This window comes from Pleomorphomonas diazotrophica (assembly GCF_002844595.1).
In the GTDB taxonomy this organism is placed as follows: Bacteria; Pseudomonadota; Alphaproteobacteria; order Rhizobiales; family Pleomorphomonadaceae; genus Pleomorphomonas; species Pleomorphomonas diazotrophica.
In genome coordinates this window covers 74,059-88,554 of record NZ_PJNW01000004.1, presented here as the reverse complement: position 1 = coordinate 88,554, position 14,496 = coordinate 74,059, and the positions used below count along the sequence as shown (strand labels likewise).

Below are 14,496 nucleotides of genomic sequence, written 5' to 3'. Positions count from 1 at the left end.
CGAGGTCTCCGTCGTGGCTCGCTCTTCTATCATGCTCGGTCCAGCCGAAATGTTAAGAAATATTACGAAGGATCGCCGTCTCCTCTGCAACAAGACTTAACATTTCACCACACTCATGCCTTGTGCCATATGGCAGTTTTTGCGGGTGGCGCGATCTCCGGACGGTGGAGACGCGCGGTAGTTTTTGGAGTCACTATGCTCGCCGCCAACCGCAAACTCGTTCTTCGCCTGCCGCTCCTGAGCGCCGCCGCCCTATCCGGCCTTCTCTGGTCCGACGCCGTCCGGGCATCCGACTTGATCGAGCCGGACCTGTCCGTCGCCACCGCCCCGCCCCGCTCCCGGATCGATGCCGCATGGAGCCTCATGCACGACTGGCATGTGGTGGTCGGTGCCGGAGCGTCGTTTGAACCCGAGTACGAGGGCGGCAAGAAGTTCACGGTCTCGCCGCTTCCCTATATCTCGATCCAGCCCTACGACTGGCTGACGCTCGATCCCACCGGCATCTCGGTGAGAGCCTATGAAATCGGCCCGGCGACCTTCGACCTGAAGGTCGGCTACGACACCGGCCGTAGCGAAGGCGATGCCGATAGGCTGCGGGGCATGGGCGACATCGATTTCGGCGCCACCGTCGGCGGTACCGCCACCTACAGCTTCGGCCCGGCCGACTTCTTCCTCGAAGCCGAGAAGACCATCGGCGGCAGCGACGGACTGACGGCCACGGCTGGCGTTTCCGTCACCCACAAGCTGACCGACAGCCTGATCCTCGGCGGCGAAGCCTCCCTGACCGTAGCCGACGAGAACTACATGCAGGCCTATTTCGGCGTCGACGCCATGCAGTCGAGCCGCTCCGGCCACGCGCGGTACGATGCTGGAGCCGGGCTCAAGAGCGTGGGCGTCTCCGCCTCCGCCACCTACCTGATCAATGAGAACTGGTTCGTGAAGGGCGAGCAGAGCGTCGATTTCCTGATGGGCGACGCCGCCGACAGCCCCATCGTCGAACGCAAGTTCGTCTCCAAGTCCATGCTGGTGCTCGGCTACCAGTTCTGAAGCGCGGCCGGCCACCCTTCTTCGCATCAACAGAGCCGCGGTCGAGACAGGCCTACCCCGCCTTCTCGACCACCGCCCTTTTGGGCTCGTAGTTCAGGATCGGCGCCAGCCACTTCTCTGCCGTCGCCATGTCCCAACCCTTGCGGGCGGCGTAGTCGGCGACCTGGTCGGCGTCGATCTTGCCGACGCCGAAATACTGGCTGTCGGGGTGGCTGAAGTAGAGGCCGGAGACGGCGGCGCCGGGCCACATGGCGTAGCTTTCGGTGAGCTGGATACCGGCCTTCTCCGTCGCCTCGAGCAGCGAGAACAGCGTGGCCTTCTCGGTATGGTCGGGCTGGGCCGGATAGCCGGGGGCCGGACGGATGCCGCGGTATTTCTCGGCGATGATCTCCTCCGGCGTCAGCGCCTCGTCCGGCGCGTAGCCCCAGAACTCGCGACGCACCAGGGCGTGCATCCGCTCGGCGAAGGCCTCGGCGAGGCGGTCGGCCAGCGACTGTGACAGGATCTTGGAGTAGTCGTCGTTGGCGCGGGCGAAACGTTCGGCCACCGCGTCCTCGCCGAAGCCGGTGCTGACGGCGAAGGCGCCGAGATAGTCGGCAAGGCCCGTCTCCCGGGGCGCCACGAAATCGGTGATCGAGAAGTTGGCCCGGGTGTTGCCGCGCGCCATCTGCTGGCGGAGGCCGTGGAAGGTGGCGAGCCGCTCCTGGCGGCTGTCGTCGGTGTAGAGCTCGATGTCGTCGCCGACCGCATTGGCCGGCCAGAAGCCGATGACGGCGCGCGCCGTCAGCCATTTCTCCTCGACCATCTGCTTCAGCATGCCTCTCGCATCCTCGTAGAGCGGCCGGGCCGCCTTGCCATAGGTGGCGTCGTCGAGGATCTGCGGGAAATGGCCGCGCATCTCCCAGGTGGAGAAGAAGGGCGTCCAGTCGATGAAGGGCACGAGCTTGGCAAGGTCGTAGCTCTCGAACACCCGCGTGCCCAGGAAGCTTGGCTTGGGCGGCACGTAGCCGCTCCAGTCGGGCGAGAAGCGATTGGCGCGCGCATCGGCGATGGTGAGGCGCCGCTTCTCCTCGCGGCCGCGCGCGTGCTCCTCGGCGATGCGGGCATATTCGGCCCTGATGTCGTCGATGTAGACCACCTTGCGATCGGACAGGAGCGACGACGCCACGCCGACCGCGCGGCTGGCGTCGGTGACATAAACGGCCTGTCCGCGCGCGTAGTTGGGATGGATCTTGACTGCGGTGTGGATGCGGCTGGTGGTGGCGCCGCCGATCATCAGCGGCAACTCGAAGCCCTGGCGCTCCATCTCGGCGGCCACGTGGCACATCTCGTCGAGCGAGGGGGTGATCAGGCCGGAGAGGCCGATGATGTCCGCCTTCACCTCGCGCGCCGTATCGAGGATCTTCTGCGCCGGCACCATCACGCCGAGGTCGACGACCTTGAAGTTGTTGCAGGCAAGGACCACGCCGACGATGTTCTTGCCGATGTCGTGCACGTCGCCCTTCACCGTCGCCATCAGGACGGTGCCGGCCGAGGAATCCTCGGTGATCCCCAGCTCTTCCTTTTCCTTCTCCATGAAGGGCATCAGCCAGGCCACCGCCTGCTTCATGACGCGCGCCGACTTGACCACCTGCGGCAGGAACATCTTGCCGGCGCCGAACAGGTCGCCGACCACGTTCATGCCGGCCATCAGCGGCCCCTCGATGACATGCAACGGACGAGCGGCGGCAAGCCGCGCTTCCTCGGTATCCTCGACGATGAACTCGGTGATGCCGTGGACCAGCGCATGCTCCAGCCGCTTCTCCACCGGCAGCGACCGCCAGGCGAGATCGGCCACCTTCTCCTTGGCGCCGGTGCCGGCATAGCGCGGTGCCGCGTCGACCAGCCGCTCGGTGGCGTCCGGCCGGCGGTTGAGCACCACGTCCTCGCAGAGCTCCCTGAGCTCGGGATCGAGCTCGTCATAGACGCCGAGCTGGCCGGCGTTGACGATGCCGAAATCCATGCCGGCGGCGATCGCATGATAGAGGAACACGGTGTGCATCGCCTCGCGCACCGGCTCGTTGCCGCGGAAGGAGAAGGAAAGGTTGGAGACGCCGCCCGACACGTGGGCTCCCTGGAGGTTCTGGCGGATCCAGCGCGTCGCCTCGATGAAGTCGACGCCGTAGTTGTTGTGCTCCTCGATGCCGGTCGCCACCGCGAAGATGTTGGGATCGAAGATGATGTCCTCGGGCAGCACGCCCACCTTCTCGGTCAGGATCTTGTAGCTGCGGGCGCAGATGTCGATCTTGCGCTGATAGGTGTCGGCCTGCCCCGTCTCGTCGAAGGCCATCACCACCATGGCGGCGCCATAGCGGCGCACCAGCTTGGCGTGGTGGACGAAGGCGTCCTCGCCTTCCTTGAGTGAGATCGAGTTGACGATGCCCTTGCCCTGCAGGCACTTGAGGCCGGCCTCGATCACCGTCCACTTGGAACTGTCCACCATCACCGGCACGCGGGCGATATCCGGCTCGGCCGCCATCAGGTTGAGGAAGGTCACCATGGCCGCCTCGCTGTCGAGCAGGCCCTCGTCCATGTTGACGTCGATGACCGTCGCCCCGCCTTCCACCTGATCGCGCGCCACGGCCAGCGCCGCCGCGTAATCGCCCTCGCGGATCAGCTTGCGGAAGCGCGCCGAGCCCGTGACGTTGGTCCGTTCGCCGACCATGACGAAGCTGGCGGAAGAGGCGGTGGCTGACATGAAATGACCTTTTCAGAGATCGAGAAGGGCGCGGGCGCGGGGGCTGAGCCCCTCGCCGGAAAATGGGTTGACCACTTCGAGGCGGCCGAGGCGGAAGCCGTCGCCCATGTCCTCGGAAAGGATATGCGTGCAGCCGATAGCTTCTGCCGCGGCGAGCAAATTTGCATCCCAGAAGGACAGGCGGCCGGCAGCGGCTTCCGCCAAAGCCCGCAAAGTCGTCGCCGGAGTGGAGGCAAAAACGGGGAAAGAAGCCATGAGATTGCGCGAATGCTGCGCGGCATCCCATGGAGAGACTTTCAGCTTTCGCGTAGCTGCGCGGTAGAATTCGCCGCATATTTGAAGACCGAGCGGAGCCTGCATCGACGCAAGACGATCAAAAATACGAGACGCGGTTTCTCTTTTTTCTGAATACCGAAAATCGAAGACGTAGACCAGTGTGGTGGTATCAAGCGTGATGCTCATCTGCCGTCCTCAGCATACCAGTCGTCGCGCTTGCCGTAGGGCGTACCGTCCGACCGATAGCCGGCGTTCCTGAAGTCTCTGAGAGCCGCAAGAGCCGCCACGCGATTGGCTTCATCAGGCCACTCAATGGCAGGCACGGCATCGTTACCGGCAACGGGAGCCGCCTCGTCAGCCACCAGCTCGATCGTGGCGACCGCGTCACCCTTGGACTGCCTGAAGAGTTCCTTCCAGTAAGCCCGCATTTCTCCCAAGGGGGATAGGCCGGGAGTCGGCCGGCCGGAGGACTTGTAGGCGCTCATCTTGCGCCAAGCGCCCACTCGGCCGTCCACCTTGAGGCGAACAACTTCATCGGGGCGAAGTCTATCCAGCTTCGCCGCCAGCACTTCGTCGCCGTGGATGTGCTTGATCCAGAGGGCAAAGTCGCGAACTTGAACCTGAGCCATGGCAGGCCTCCGTCAGAGGGTCATAATCCCACCATATACCCTCTTGCATACCCCATACAACCCCATCATGCCCCGATCACCGTCGGCTCGAGGCCGGAGAGGCGCATGCGCGGGTCGATCTCAGGCGGCACGCGCGGCGGCAGGCCCTTTACCGCCTCGGCGATCGCCTTGATGTGCGGCGGCGTGGTGCCGCAGCAGCCGCCGACGATGTTGACCAGGCCGGAGCGGGCGAACTCGCCGACCAGCGCCGCCATCGCCTCGGGGCTCTCGTCATACTCGCCGAACTCATTGGGCAGGCCGGCGTTGGGATAGGCGCAGATCAGCGTGTCGGAGACGCGCGAGAGATCGGCGATATGGGCGCGCATCTCGCGGGCGCCCAGCGCGCAGTTGAGGCCGATGGAGAGCAGCCCGGCGTGGCGCACCGAATACCAGAAGGCCTCGGCCGTCTGGCCGGACAGCGTGCGGCCCGAGAGGTCGGTGATGGTGCCGGACACCGAGACCGGCAGCCTGACGCCCTTTTCCTCGAACACCTCCTCGGTGGCAAACAGCGCCGCCTTGGCGTTCAGCGTGTCGAACACCGTCTCGATCATGATGATGTCGGCGCCGCCGTCGATCTGGCCGCGCACCGCCTCTGCATAGGCGCGGCGCAGCTCGTCGAAGGTGATGGCGCGGAAGCCGGGGTTGTTGACGTCAGGCGAGATCGACGCGGTTCGGTTGGTCGGTCCGAGGGCGCCGGCGACGAAGCGCGGCTTGTCGGGGTCCTTGGCCGTATAGGCGTCGGCGGCGCGGCGGGCGATGCGGGCGGATTCGAGGTTCAGCTCGTAGGCGAGCTCCTCCATGCCGTAGTCGGCCTGGGCGACGAAGGTCGAGGAGAAGGTATTGGTCTCCAGGATGTCGGCGCCGGCCTCAAGATACTGGCTGTGGATGTCGAAGATCACGTCGGGACGGGTGATCGACAACAGGTCGTTGTTGCCCTTGAGGTCCTTGTGCCAGTCCTTGAAGCGCTCACCTCGGAAGTCGGCCTCGGACAGCTTGAAGCGCTGGATCATCGTGCCCATGGCGCCGTCGATCACCAGGATTCGCTGCGAGGCCAGCTCGCGCAGGCGGCGTTCGGTCGGAGAGATCTCGGTCATCGGTTTTCTCCTTGGTGATCGATTTGATGTCAGGCGGGGACGGCGACGGCGGGTTCGGTCTTCGCCCGAAGGCCCATCATGTGACAGATGGCGTACACGAGGTCGGCGCGGTTCATGGTGTAGAAGTGGAAGTTACGGAAGCCGCGATCGATCAGGTCCATCACCTGCTCGGCGCAGACGGCGGCGGCCACCAGTTGGCGTGTCGCCGGATCGTTTTCCAGGCCCTCGAAGCGGTGGGCGAGCCAGGCGGGCACCGAGGTGCCGGCCTTTTTCGCGAAGGAGGCCGACTGCTCGAAGTTCACCACCGGCACGATGCCGGGCACGATCGGCACGTCGATGCCGGCGGCGCGCACCCGGTCGACATAGCGCTCGAACTTGTCGTTGTCGAAGAAGAACTGGCTGATGGCGCGGGTGGCGCCGGCTTCGACCTTGCGCTTTAAAATGGCGATGTCGGTGGCGACATCGGGGCTCTCGGGATGCTGCTCGGGATAGGCCGACACCGAGATCTCGAAGTCGCCGATCGCCTTGATGCCGGCGATCAGGTCGGGGGTCGAGGCATAGCCGTCCGGGTGCGGCTGATAACGCGTGCCGAGGCCGCCGGCCGGATCGCCCCGGAGCGCCACGATATGGCGGACGCCGGCGTCGTAATAGCCGCGCACCACGTCGTCGATCTCGGCCCGGCTGGCGCCGACGCAGGTGAGATGGGCGGCCGGCTTCAGGTTGGTCTCCCGGACGATGCGGGCGACGGTGGCATGCGTCCGCTCGCGGGTCGAGCCGCCGGCGCCATAGGTCACCGACACGAAGCGCGGGCCGAGCGGTGCCAGCCGGGTGATCGCCGCCCACAGCGCCTCTTCCATCTTCTCCGTCTTGGGCGGGAAGAACTCGAAGGAAACGCCGAGGTCGAGGGCGCCGATGTTGTGACTGAACCGCATGGTGATATTCCCGGAAAATCGTATCGTGTCAGGCGATGCGCTGAAGATCGTTGGCGATGTCGATCCGCTTGTCGGCGGCGAGGAACAGCGACACCGTCAACCCGTCCGCCGTCTCAGGCGGCAGGTCGTGCACCTTGTCGAAGGCAAGGCCGGCCGCCTCGATCCAGCCGCGCATCTGCTCGTGGCTGAAGCCGAGCCGGCGATGGGCGTGGTCGGCGCGCAGGAACTCGTGGTCGTGCGGCGCGAAGTCGACGATCAGCAGCCGGCCGCCCGGCGCCAGCGCCGCCGCCGCCTCGCGCAAGGCCCGCGCCGGATCGTCGAGATAATGCAGCACCTGATGGATCACCACCAGATCGAAGCCGGCCCCGACCGACAGCGCCGTCACATCGCCCTGGCGAACGTGGGCGTTGTCGATGCCGGCTGCCGCGAGGTTGGCCCGGGCGACGGAGAGCATGTCGTGGCTCATGTCGATGCCGACGGCGCGGCCGTAGCGATCGGACAGCAGCGTCAGCATGCGGCCGGTGCCGGTGCCGATGTCCAGCATGTTGTGAACGGGGCGGTCGCCGACGGCGGCGCGGATCGCCGCCTCCACGTCATGTTCGGCAACGTGCAACGTCCGGAGGCGATCCCAGCTCGCGGCATTCCTGGCAAAATAGCGCTGGGCATCGGCGGCATGTGCCGCCTTGATGGCATCGAGCCGGCGACGGTCGGATTCGACGGCCGGATCGGAGGTGTCGATGCTGGTGATCAGCGTGCGCGTCAGCGCGGCGGCCGGCCCCTCGTCGACCAGGCGATAATAGGCCCAGGCGCCTTCCGGCAGCCGCTCGACAAGACCGGCCTCGGTCAGAAGCTTGAGATGGCGCGACACGCGCGGCTGGCTCTGAGCCAGCACTTCGGTAAGATCCTTCACCGTCGCCTCGCCGAGCGACAAGAGTGCCAGAAGGCGCAACCGCGTCGGCTCGCCGGCACTCCGGAGCACCGACACCACGTCATCGAAGGAAGCTGCCGGCACCCCGGCCAGTCGGATGATAGACATAAAGATATGTTTATGTCGACTGACGGAGTGATGCAAGGGGCAAGCGTCACGGATAAAGCAAACGGAGCGCCCGGGTGAACACCCCAAGCGCTCCGTTCACATCTGCAGAACGGCGCTTACTCGCTGGGCGCCACGGCGGCGGACAGCCGGGACCGGCCAGCGAAGCCGATCAGCGTGGCGCCGGTCAGGGCGAACAGGCCGGCGAACATGAACACGCCGGTCGGTCCCTCGCTGTCGACGATCAGGCCGCCGAGCACCGCGCCGCTGGAGATGGCGATCTGGAAGGTGGTCAGCATCAGCGCGCCGGCGCTTTCCGGTTCGTCGGACGCCGCCTGGTTGACGAAGCTCTGCACGCCCACCGGGAAGGCGCCGAAGGCAAAGCCCCAGAAGGCGGTGGCGACGGCCGCGACCACCGGCGAGGCGCCGGCGAAGGTGAGCAGAAGGGCCATGATAGCGATGCCGCCGGCGGCCAGGGTGAGCGACAGCGACGTGTTGCGTTCGGCCAGGAAGCCGCCGGCGAAGTTGCCCAGGAAGCCGCCGATGCCAAAGGCGAGCAGGATGCGCGACACGCCGTCTATGCCGAACTGCGGCACGTCCTCAAGGAACGGGCGGATGAAGGTGAAGCCCGCGAAATGGCCGGCCACGGCCAGCAGGATGGTCAGGAGCACGATGCGGATGGCCGGCCGGCGCAGCACGGTGACCATGGTGTCGAGGCTGACGGGGCCGTTGGACGGCATGGCCGGCAGCGTCGACGCCTGGGCGATCAGCGTCAGCACGCCGAGCCCGCCGGCGATGCCGAAGGCGTAGCGCCAGCCCAGAACGTCTCCGATCCAGGCGCCCACCGGCGCCGCGCAGACGGTGGCGACCGACACGCCACCCATGATGATGGCCATCGCCCGGGGCATCAGCTCGCTCGGCACGAGGCGCATGGCGAGCGCCAGCGACATGGCCCAGAAGCCGCCGAGGCCGATGCCGAGGAGACCGCGCGCGAGCAGCAACATCGGCAGCCCGGTGGCAAACGCGGCGATGAAGCTCGAGAGGATCAGCATCGCCGTCAGCGCCAGAAGCGTCAGGCGCCGGTCGAAGCGGCTGGTGCCGACCACGATGGCCGGGCCGGCGACGGCGCCGACCACCGCTGTCATGGTCACCGACTGTCCGGCCGCGCCGAGGCTGACGCCGAGATCCTGCGACATGGGCGTGAGCAGGCTGGCCGGCAGGAACTCGGCGGTGACGAGACCGAACACGCCGAGCGACAGCGAGGCAACGCCGGCCCAGCGGGCGCGCCCCTCGCGAGGATCAATGGAATTTCCGGGAGTGCTCATGGGAGGTCCTATCAATGAATGGGGAGGGAAAGGCTTGCCGGCCGCCGGCCGTTCAGATGAGAGTGCAAGCTAGTTGCAGGGGCGACCCGATTGTGTCAGCGGGCAGATCACCTTGTCTCGACCGAGGCGAGCGGGTGGATGCCGGCGTTTGCGAAGAGAGCCGGTCGCATCGGATGTCCGGAAGGCATGCCGCACCTTTCTGTATTGATCGACACAGAAAGTGTAGGCAAACTGGACTTTGTCCGTCAATAATTTATGTATCGATCGATACATAAATAAAACGTGATGAGCGTGCGATGACGCTAAAATCATCGTGATTTCAGCGCCTTGAACGGCCTGGATGGGCGCTTCAGCCCGCCTGGGTCGGCCGCGTATAGCGATCCCAACTCAGCATGGCGACCTCGGCCACCGATTTGAGTTCGGGGCATTCCGCGCCGTCCCGCGCCAGGATCGACATGCCGTTCTGCACGGTCTGCACATAGCGGGCGAGCGCGTTGAGATCGGTCGAAGCGGGGATTTCCCCCTCGGCCACCGCCTGTTCCAGCCGTTGCTTGACGCGGTCGAAGGTGGAGGCGCGGGCGGAGCGGACGAGATTGCCCAGCTCCGGATGGCCCTCGCTGCCGACCGATGACAGCGTCACCATGCAGCCGCAGGGAATGTCGGCCACATAGCCGGTCAGCGCCGACGCCGAATCCACCAGAAAGGCCTCGATCGCCTCGCGCGCCGACGGGGCCTTGTGAAAGTTGCCCCAGACGAAGGCGTCGAAATGCTCTCGATAATAGTCGAGCGCCTCGGCATAGAGCGCGTCCTTGGAGCCGAAGGCGGCGTAGAGGCTGGGCGAGCCGATCCCCATGGCCTCAGTCAGGTCGGAAATCGACGTCGCCTCATAGCCCTTGGCCCAGAAGAGGCGCGTCGCCTCGGCCAGCGCCGCCTCGCGGTCGAAGGCCCTGGGACGGCCGCGGCCGCGGGCCTTTTCCGGCGATGGAGAGAGTGCGTCAGATTTTTGCATCGATCGATATATAATTTTGCCGACACGACAAAGCAATGCCGCGTAAGTCGTTGGGCCCAAGGCTGCCGAACGGCCAGGCCCCCCGATCGGAGGCATCAGGCCGGGGGCGTCTGCCCCGCGAGGACCATGGCCAGGCGGTCGCGATCGATGTTGCCGCCGGTCAGGATCACGGCAACCTTCTTGTTCCGGAACCGGTGGCGGTGCCGCATCAAGGCGGCATAGGGGGCGGCGCCGGCGCCTTCGGCGACATTGTGGGTGGCGCTGTAGAGCGAGCGGATCGCCTCGGCGATCTCGTCCTCGCTGACGGTCATCACGTCGGCCGCCCCGGAGAGCACGATGTCCACCGCCTCTTCCGGCGGTTCCTTGCAGGCCATGCCGTCGGCGAAGGTCGCGGCCTCCGTACCGATCATGCGGCGCTTGGCCTGGAACGACTGGGCGTAGACCGGCGCCCGCTCGGCGCAAACGCCGATGATGGCGGTTCTCATGTTCATGAGGTTGCGCATGGCGATCAGCGAGCAGATGCCCGAGCCCATGCCGAGCGGCACGAACACCGCGTCAAGATCGGGGTGCTGCGAAAACAGCTCCCAGCCGTAGGTCGCCACGCCGCGAACGATGTGGCGGCTGAACGAGGAAACGCTCAGGAAGTCCCGCCGGGCCGCCTCGCTGGCCGCGACCCGTCGCGCCTCGTCGAAATCCCGGCCGGAGATCAGGAGCTCGCCGCCGAACGCCTCCATGGCCGCGTTCTTCTCCCGCGAGTTTCCCTCGGGGACCACGATCACCGAGGGTATGCCCGCCTGCCTGGCGCCGATGGCGATGGACTGGCCGTGGTTTCCCCGCGTGGCGGTGATGATGCCCTTGGGAAGCCCTTCGCGCCGGAGCGCATCGACGAACACCAGCCCGCCGCGCGCCTTGAACGAGCCGGTCGGCGTGTGGTTCTCGTGCTTGACGATCACCTCGACCCCGCTCTCCCGGGCCAGGAGCGGCCAGGCATAGGCGGGCGTCGGCGGAACGACCGGGCGCACGATTTTCAGGGCGTCTTCAATGTCATCGTGAGTGAACTGCATGTGAGGCTCCTTCGCCCACAAAGCTAGCGAAGGCTACCGCCACCGGCTTTCAAAAATCGAACATGAATGGGCGAGCGATTGCTACGCCGACCTGAGGGCGCTGGGCGGGACGCCGAGGCGCATCACGAACTGCGATGTCATGTGGGCGTGCGAGGAAAAGCCGCACTCCAGCGCGATGTCCGCCAGTGAGTGGTCGGTCGTCTCGATCAACGCCCGGGCCCGGCGCAGCCGGCATTCGATGATGTACTCGCGCGGCGATCGCCCCGTCGCCTTGTGAAAGGCGCGGGAGAAGTAGCGCGTCGACAGACCGAGCGCTGCCGCGAGATCGGTGACCAGAAGGTTTTCCGAAAGCCTCACGTCGATGAGGTCGTCGACGCGGCGCAGCCGCTGCGGCGTGATCCAGTCTGGCACCGGCTCCGGCCTGGCCTCGGAAAGCCCTTCGACACGGTCCCGCAGCGCAAGCACCAGGGCTTCGCAATCGAGCGTGTCGGCATGGGTGATCAGCAGTCTCCTGAGACGATGGGCAATGCCCGCCGCCCGCTCGTCTATGAAGTCGTGACACCCGCGACGGGCCTCGAAGTCCTTGCAGATGAGCCTGAGATACTCGCCGCCCCGGCGGGAACTGGAATAGATGTCCCACCCCTTGGCCCGCACCGCCAGACTGTTGGCGCGTACCTTGAACGACGATCGCCGGTCGGTTCCGATCGAATGCTCGCCGGTCTGGCAATCATAGGCAAAGCCGATCTCATTCTCGGCCACCACGTAGCGCACGCTGTAGGGCGAGGCGGGCAACAGCTCCAGGCGCCAGTGGGGTGTAGCGATGGCTTTCAAGGGTGGCTCCGGGCACCGCGATCGTCACGGCGGCACAGCCCATCTTGCCAAGACAATCGCGGGAGGACAACGGCCGTCAGCGCCCCCGTTGCGGCACTCATCACTCCGGAAGATCGGCCCGCTATCCATTCCCCACGCGAACGTGATCGCTCCATTCTTGACCGATCAGTCCAGAACACCTACACCTTGACCCATGGCAAGACCACGGGAGTTCGACAGGGATGCCGCGCTGAAGGCGGCGATCAACGTGTTCTGGTCCAAGGGCTTCGCGGCGACGTCGACGGAGGACCTGGTCCAGGCGATGGGTATTGGCCGCCAGAGTTTCTACAACGCTTTCGGCGACAAGCGCCGGCTCTATCTCGAAGCGCTGGAGACCTACCAGCGCAACGCCACGAGCTGTCACCTCGGCCGGCTCACCACGCCGGCCTCGCCGCTCGACGGGCTTCGCGACCTGCTGGTCGGCCTGATCCCAGATGACGACGCGCTGCGCTGCATGGGCTGCCTCGGCACGGGATCGATCGGCGAGTTCGGCATTACCGATCCCGAGATCACGGACATGTGGGAGAGGATTATCAAGGCCTTCCTGGTGAAGGTCGCAGACCGGATCCGGGAAGGACAGCGCCTCGGCGAGATCGACCCGCAGCTCGACGCCGAGCAGGCGGCCTCGCTCATCGGCATCACCATGAGCGGCCTTCAGCTTGCCGCGCGCGGCGGTGGCGGCGCTGAGGAGCTGCACGCCCTCGCCGCCCTGGCGGTGGAGCGCTTCAGAGCCAGATAACAGGTCAATTCAGCATTTTACCCTCTGCTCGGCCAATTATGGACTGATCAGTCAAAAACGGAGACCAACGATGAGTGACGACAGCAGGAAAGTGGCGCTGGTGTTCGGCGGCTCGCGCGGCATCGGCGCCGCCATCGTGTCGCGGCTGGCGGACGACGGCTACACCGTGCCCTTCACCTACGTCTCGCGCGAGGATGCCGCGAACGATCTGGTCGCAAAGGTGCGTGGCGCCGGTGGCGACGCGCTGGCCATCAAGGCCGACAGCGCCAAGAAGGACGATCTAGCCGCCGCCGTCGGCACCACCATCGACCGCTTCGGTCGGCTGGATGTCGTCGTCGTCAACGCCGGCGTCGCCCGCATGGGCCTTATCGACGCGGTGCCGCTCGAAGACCTCGACCTGCAGCTCGACGTCAACGTGCGCGGCGTCTACCTCGCCATCCAGGCCGCCCTGCCGCACATGAAGGACGGCGGACGCATCGTCACCATCGGCAGCAACATCGCCGTCCGCAGCGGCTTCCCCGGCGCCAGCGTCTACCAGACGACCAAGGCTGCCGTGGCCGGCATGGTCAAGGGCCTCGCCCTCGATCTGGCGCCGCGCGGCATCACCATCAACAACGTCCAGCCCGGCCCGACCCGCACCGACATGATCGGCGCCCTCGGCAACGAGGGAATGGACATGGTGACGAACATGGTGCCGCTGAAGCGCATGGCCGAGCCGGACGAAATCGCCGGCCTCGTCTCCTACATCGCCCGCAATGAGGCCGGCTACATCACCGGCGCCAGCCTGACCATCGACGGCGGCTTCGCGCTCTGACGGCCCGATCTGGGGCACCCCATGGTGCCCCATTTCCCCTAAGCTGCGCTCTCGTCGGGCTTGCCGGCAATGAACAGGCCGACACCCGCCTCGTTCAGCTTGTGCATGAGGTCGGCCCTTGGCGGCGCATCGGTGACCAGTTCATGGACGTCGCGCAGGCTTGCGAGCTTGACGAGAGCCCGACGGCCGAACTTGCTGCCGTCAACGGCGAGAATGATCGTTTCGGCCTGCTTCATGGCGGCCTGGACGGCGGCGACTTCCGCATGGTCGTCGTCGCCGATGTCGCCGGCCGAGTCGATGCCGCTCACCGAGATGATTGCCGTGTCGAACTTGAACCGGCCGATGAACTCCGGCGTATCCTGCCGGAACACGCCGCTGTCGACCCGCCGCACGAACCCGCCAGGGACGGCCACCGTGAAGTCCGTGCCCTCGCTGAGGGCCGTGGCGACCCTGAGGCTGTAGGTCACCACCCTCAGGTCCTTGTGCCCGAGCAGCGCCAGGGCCACGGCCTCGCAGGTGGTGCCGGTGTCGATGAAGATCGCCGAGCCATTGCTGATCCTCGCCGCCACGGCGGCACCGATGCGCTGCTTGGCCTCGGCGTTTTCCACGCGCCGAGCGCGCAGGACGCCGGGATCGATTGGGTGCGCCGCCGTCGCCCCGCCGTGCAGCCGGCGCACCTTGCCGGCCATCTCCAGTTCCTGGATATCCCGCCGCGCCGTTTGCGTCGTGACAGAAAAGCGCGTCGCGATCTCTTCCAGCGAGATGTAGTGAAACTGTTCGAGATGCTGCATCAGGCTTCTCTGACGGCGTGTCTTCTTGTCCATTTCCCTGTTCGGCTCCCCCGACGATACGCCCGCCCGATCTTCCCGGAGGGAAGCATATCGTCGG

General features: G+C 66.1%; 12 protein-coding genes and 2 pseudogenes. 3 read left to right on the top strand and 11 right to left on the bottom strand.

Annotated features, from left to right (window positions below; translation table 11 throughout):
- Positions 1 to 195 precede the first annotated feature (195 nt).
- Positions 196 to 1,047 (top strand): MipA/OmpV family protein, encoded by an 852-nt coding sequence (locus CXZ10_RS07775; RefSeq protein ID WP_101288588.1) that lies wholly within the window; start codon positions 196 to 198, stop codon positions 1,045 to 1,047.
- 52 nt (positions 1,048 to 1,099) lie between these two features.
- On the opposite strand, the pseudogene metH reads toward CXZ10_RS07775, so the two are convergent.
- The 10 genes and pseudogenes from metH to CXZ10_RS07725 all read right to left on the bottom strand — a co-directional run.
- A pseudogene (gene metH / locus CXZ10_RS07770) lies at positions 1,100 to 3,760 on the bottom strand (methionine synthase); the annotation flags it as partial.
- 36 nt (positions 3,761 to 3,796) lie between these two features.
- Positions 3,797 to 4,246 (bottom strand): PIN domain-containing protein, encoded by a 450-nt coding sequence (locus CXZ10_RS07765; RefSeq protein WP_101288586.1) that lies wholly within the window; start codon positions 4,244 to 4,246, stop codon positions 3,797 to 3,799.
- Entirely contained in the window at positions 4,243 to 4,689 is a 447-nt protein-coding gene (locus CXZ10_RS07760) for a hypothetical protein (RefSeq protein ID WP_101288585.1), read from the bottom strand. Before CXZ10_RS07760 ends, CXZ10_RS07765 begins: the two co-directional genes overlap by 4 nt.
- Positions 4,690 to 4,772: 83 nt before the next feature.
- Positions 4,773 to 5,822: pseudogene (locus tag CXZ10_RS07755) on the bottom strand (homocysteine S-methyltransferase family protein); the annotation flags it as partial.
- A gap of 29 nt (positions 5,823 to 5,851) precedes the next feature.
- Positions 5,852 to 6,754, bottom strand: a complete 903-nt coding sequence (metF, locus tag CXZ10_RS07750; protein ID WP_101288583.1) for a methylenetetrahydrofolate reductase [NAD(P)H] — start codon at positions 6,752 to 6,754, stop codon at positions 5,852 to 5,854.
- A 28-nt stretch (positions 6,755 to 6,782) separates the two neighbouring features.
- A complete protein-coding gene (locus CXZ10_RS07745; RefSeq protein ID WP_101288582.1) occupies positions 6,783 to 7,790 on the bottom strand; it encodes an ArsR/SmtB family transcription factor in 1,008 nt (335 codons plus the stop codon).
- Positions 7,791 to 7,906: 116 nt separating this feature from the next.
- Complete coding sequence (locus CXZ10_RS07740) at positions 7,907 to 9,112, bottom strand: MFS transporter (RefSeq protein ID WP_101288581.1); 1,206 nt, start codon at positions 9,110 to 9,112, stop codon at positions 7,907 to 7,909.
- A gap of 349 nt (positions 9,113 to 9,461) precedes the next feature.
- Complete coding sequence (locus CXZ10_RS07735) at positions 9,462 to 10,121, bottom strand: TetR/AcrR family transcriptional regulator (RefSeq protein ID WP_101288580.1); 660 nt, start codon at positions 10,119 to 10,121, stop codon at positions 9,462 to 9,464.
- A 95-nt stretch (positions 10,122 to 10,216) separates the two neighbouring features.
- Positions 10,217 to 11,185 carry a threonine dehydratase gene (locus tag CXZ10_RS07730; protein ID WP_101288579.1) on the bottom strand — a complete coding sequence of 323 codons (969 nt, stop codon included), beginning with the start codon at positions 11,183 to 11,185 and terminating at the stop codon, positions 10,217 to 10,219.
- Between the two features lie 81 nt (positions 11,186 to 11,266).
- Positions 11,267 to 12,016 carry a helix-turn-helix domain-containing protein gene (locus CXZ10_RS07725; protein WP_101288578.1) on the bottom strand — a complete coding sequence of 250 codons (750 nt, stop codon included), beginning with the start codon at positions 12,014 to 12,016 and terminating at the stop codon, positions 11,267 to 11,269.
- Positions 12,017 to 12,209: 193 nt separating this feature from the next.
- Between CXZ10_RS07725 and CXZ10_RS07720 the strand changes: the two genes are divergently transcribed.
- Complete coding sequence (locus tag CXZ10_RS07720; RefSeq protein ID WP_101288577.1) at positions 12,210 to 12,794, top strand: TetR/AcrR family transcriptional regulator; 585 nt, start codon at positions 12,210 to 12,212, stop codon at positions 12,792 to 12,794.
- 70 nt (positions 12,795 to 12,864) lie between these two features.
- Positions 12,865 to 13,608, top strand: a complete 744-nt coding sequence (locus CXZ10_RS07715; protein WP_101288576.1) for a 3-oxoacyl-ACP reductase family protein — start codon at positions 12,865 to 12,867, stop codon at positions 13,606 to 13,608.
- A 38-nt stretch (positions 13,609 to 13,646) separates the two neighbouring features.
- On the opposite strand, the gene CXZ10_RS07710 is transcribed toward CXZ10_RS07715, so the two are convergent.
- Entirely contained in the window at positions 13,647 to 14,432 is a 786-nt protein-coding gene (locus tag CXZ10_RS07710; RefSeq protein WP_101288575.1) for a DeoR/GlpR family DNA-binding transcription regulator, read from the bottom strand.
- Positions 14,433 to 14,496: the final 64 nt, after the last annotated feature.

What these genes read in the sequence shown, in the direction of transcription:
- CXZ10_RS07775 (WP_101288588.1), top strand. Translation starts at nt 196, where the DNA reads ATGCTCGCCGCCAACCGCAAACTCGTTCTTCGCCTGCCGCTCCTGAGC.
- CXZ10_RS07765 (WP_101288586.1), bottom strand. Translation starts at nt 4,246, where the DNA reads ATGAGCATCACGCTTGATACCACCACACTGGTCTACGTCTTCGATTTT.
- CXZ10_RS07760 (WP_101288585.1), bottom strand. Translation starts at nt 4,689, where the DNA reads ATGGCTCAGGTTCAAGTTCGCGACTTTGCCCTCTGGATCAAGCACATC.
- metF (WP_101288583.1), bottom strand. Translation starts at nt 6,754, where the DNA reads ATGCGGTTCAGTCACAACATCGGCGCCCTCGACCTCGGCGTTTCCTTC.
- CXZ10_RS07745 (WP_101288582.1), bottom strand. Translation starts at nt 7,790, where the DNA reads ATGTCTATCATCCGACTGGCCGGGGTGCCGGCAGCTTCCTTCGATGAC.
- CXZ10_RS07740 (WP_101288581.1), bottom strand. Translation starts at nt 9,112, where the DNA reads ATGAGCACTCCCGGAAATTCCATTGATCCTCGCGAGGGGCGCGCCCGC.
- CXZ10_RS07735 (WP_101288580.1), bottom strand. Translation starts at nt 10,121, where the DNA reads ATGCAAAAATCTGACGCACTCTCTCCATCGCCGGAAAAGGCCCGCGGC.
- CXZ10_RS07730 (WP_101288579.1), bottom strand. Translation starts at nt 11,185, where the DNA reads ATGCAGTTCACTCACGATGACATTGAAGACGCCCTGAAAATCGTGCGC.
- CXZ10_RS07720 (WP_101288577.1), top strand. Translation starts at nt 12,210, where the DNA reads ATGGCAAGACCACGGGAGTTCGACAGGGATGCCGCGCTGAAGGCGGCG.
- CXZ10_RS07715 (WP_101288576.1), top strand. Translation starts at nt 12,865, where the DNA reads ATGAGTGACGACAGCAGGAAAGTGGCGCTGGTGTTCGGCGGCTCGCGC.
- CXZ10_RS07710 (WP_101288575.1), bottom strand. Translation starts at nt 14,432, where the DNA reads ATGGACAAGAAGACACGCCGTCAGAGAAGCCTGATGCAGCATCTCGAA.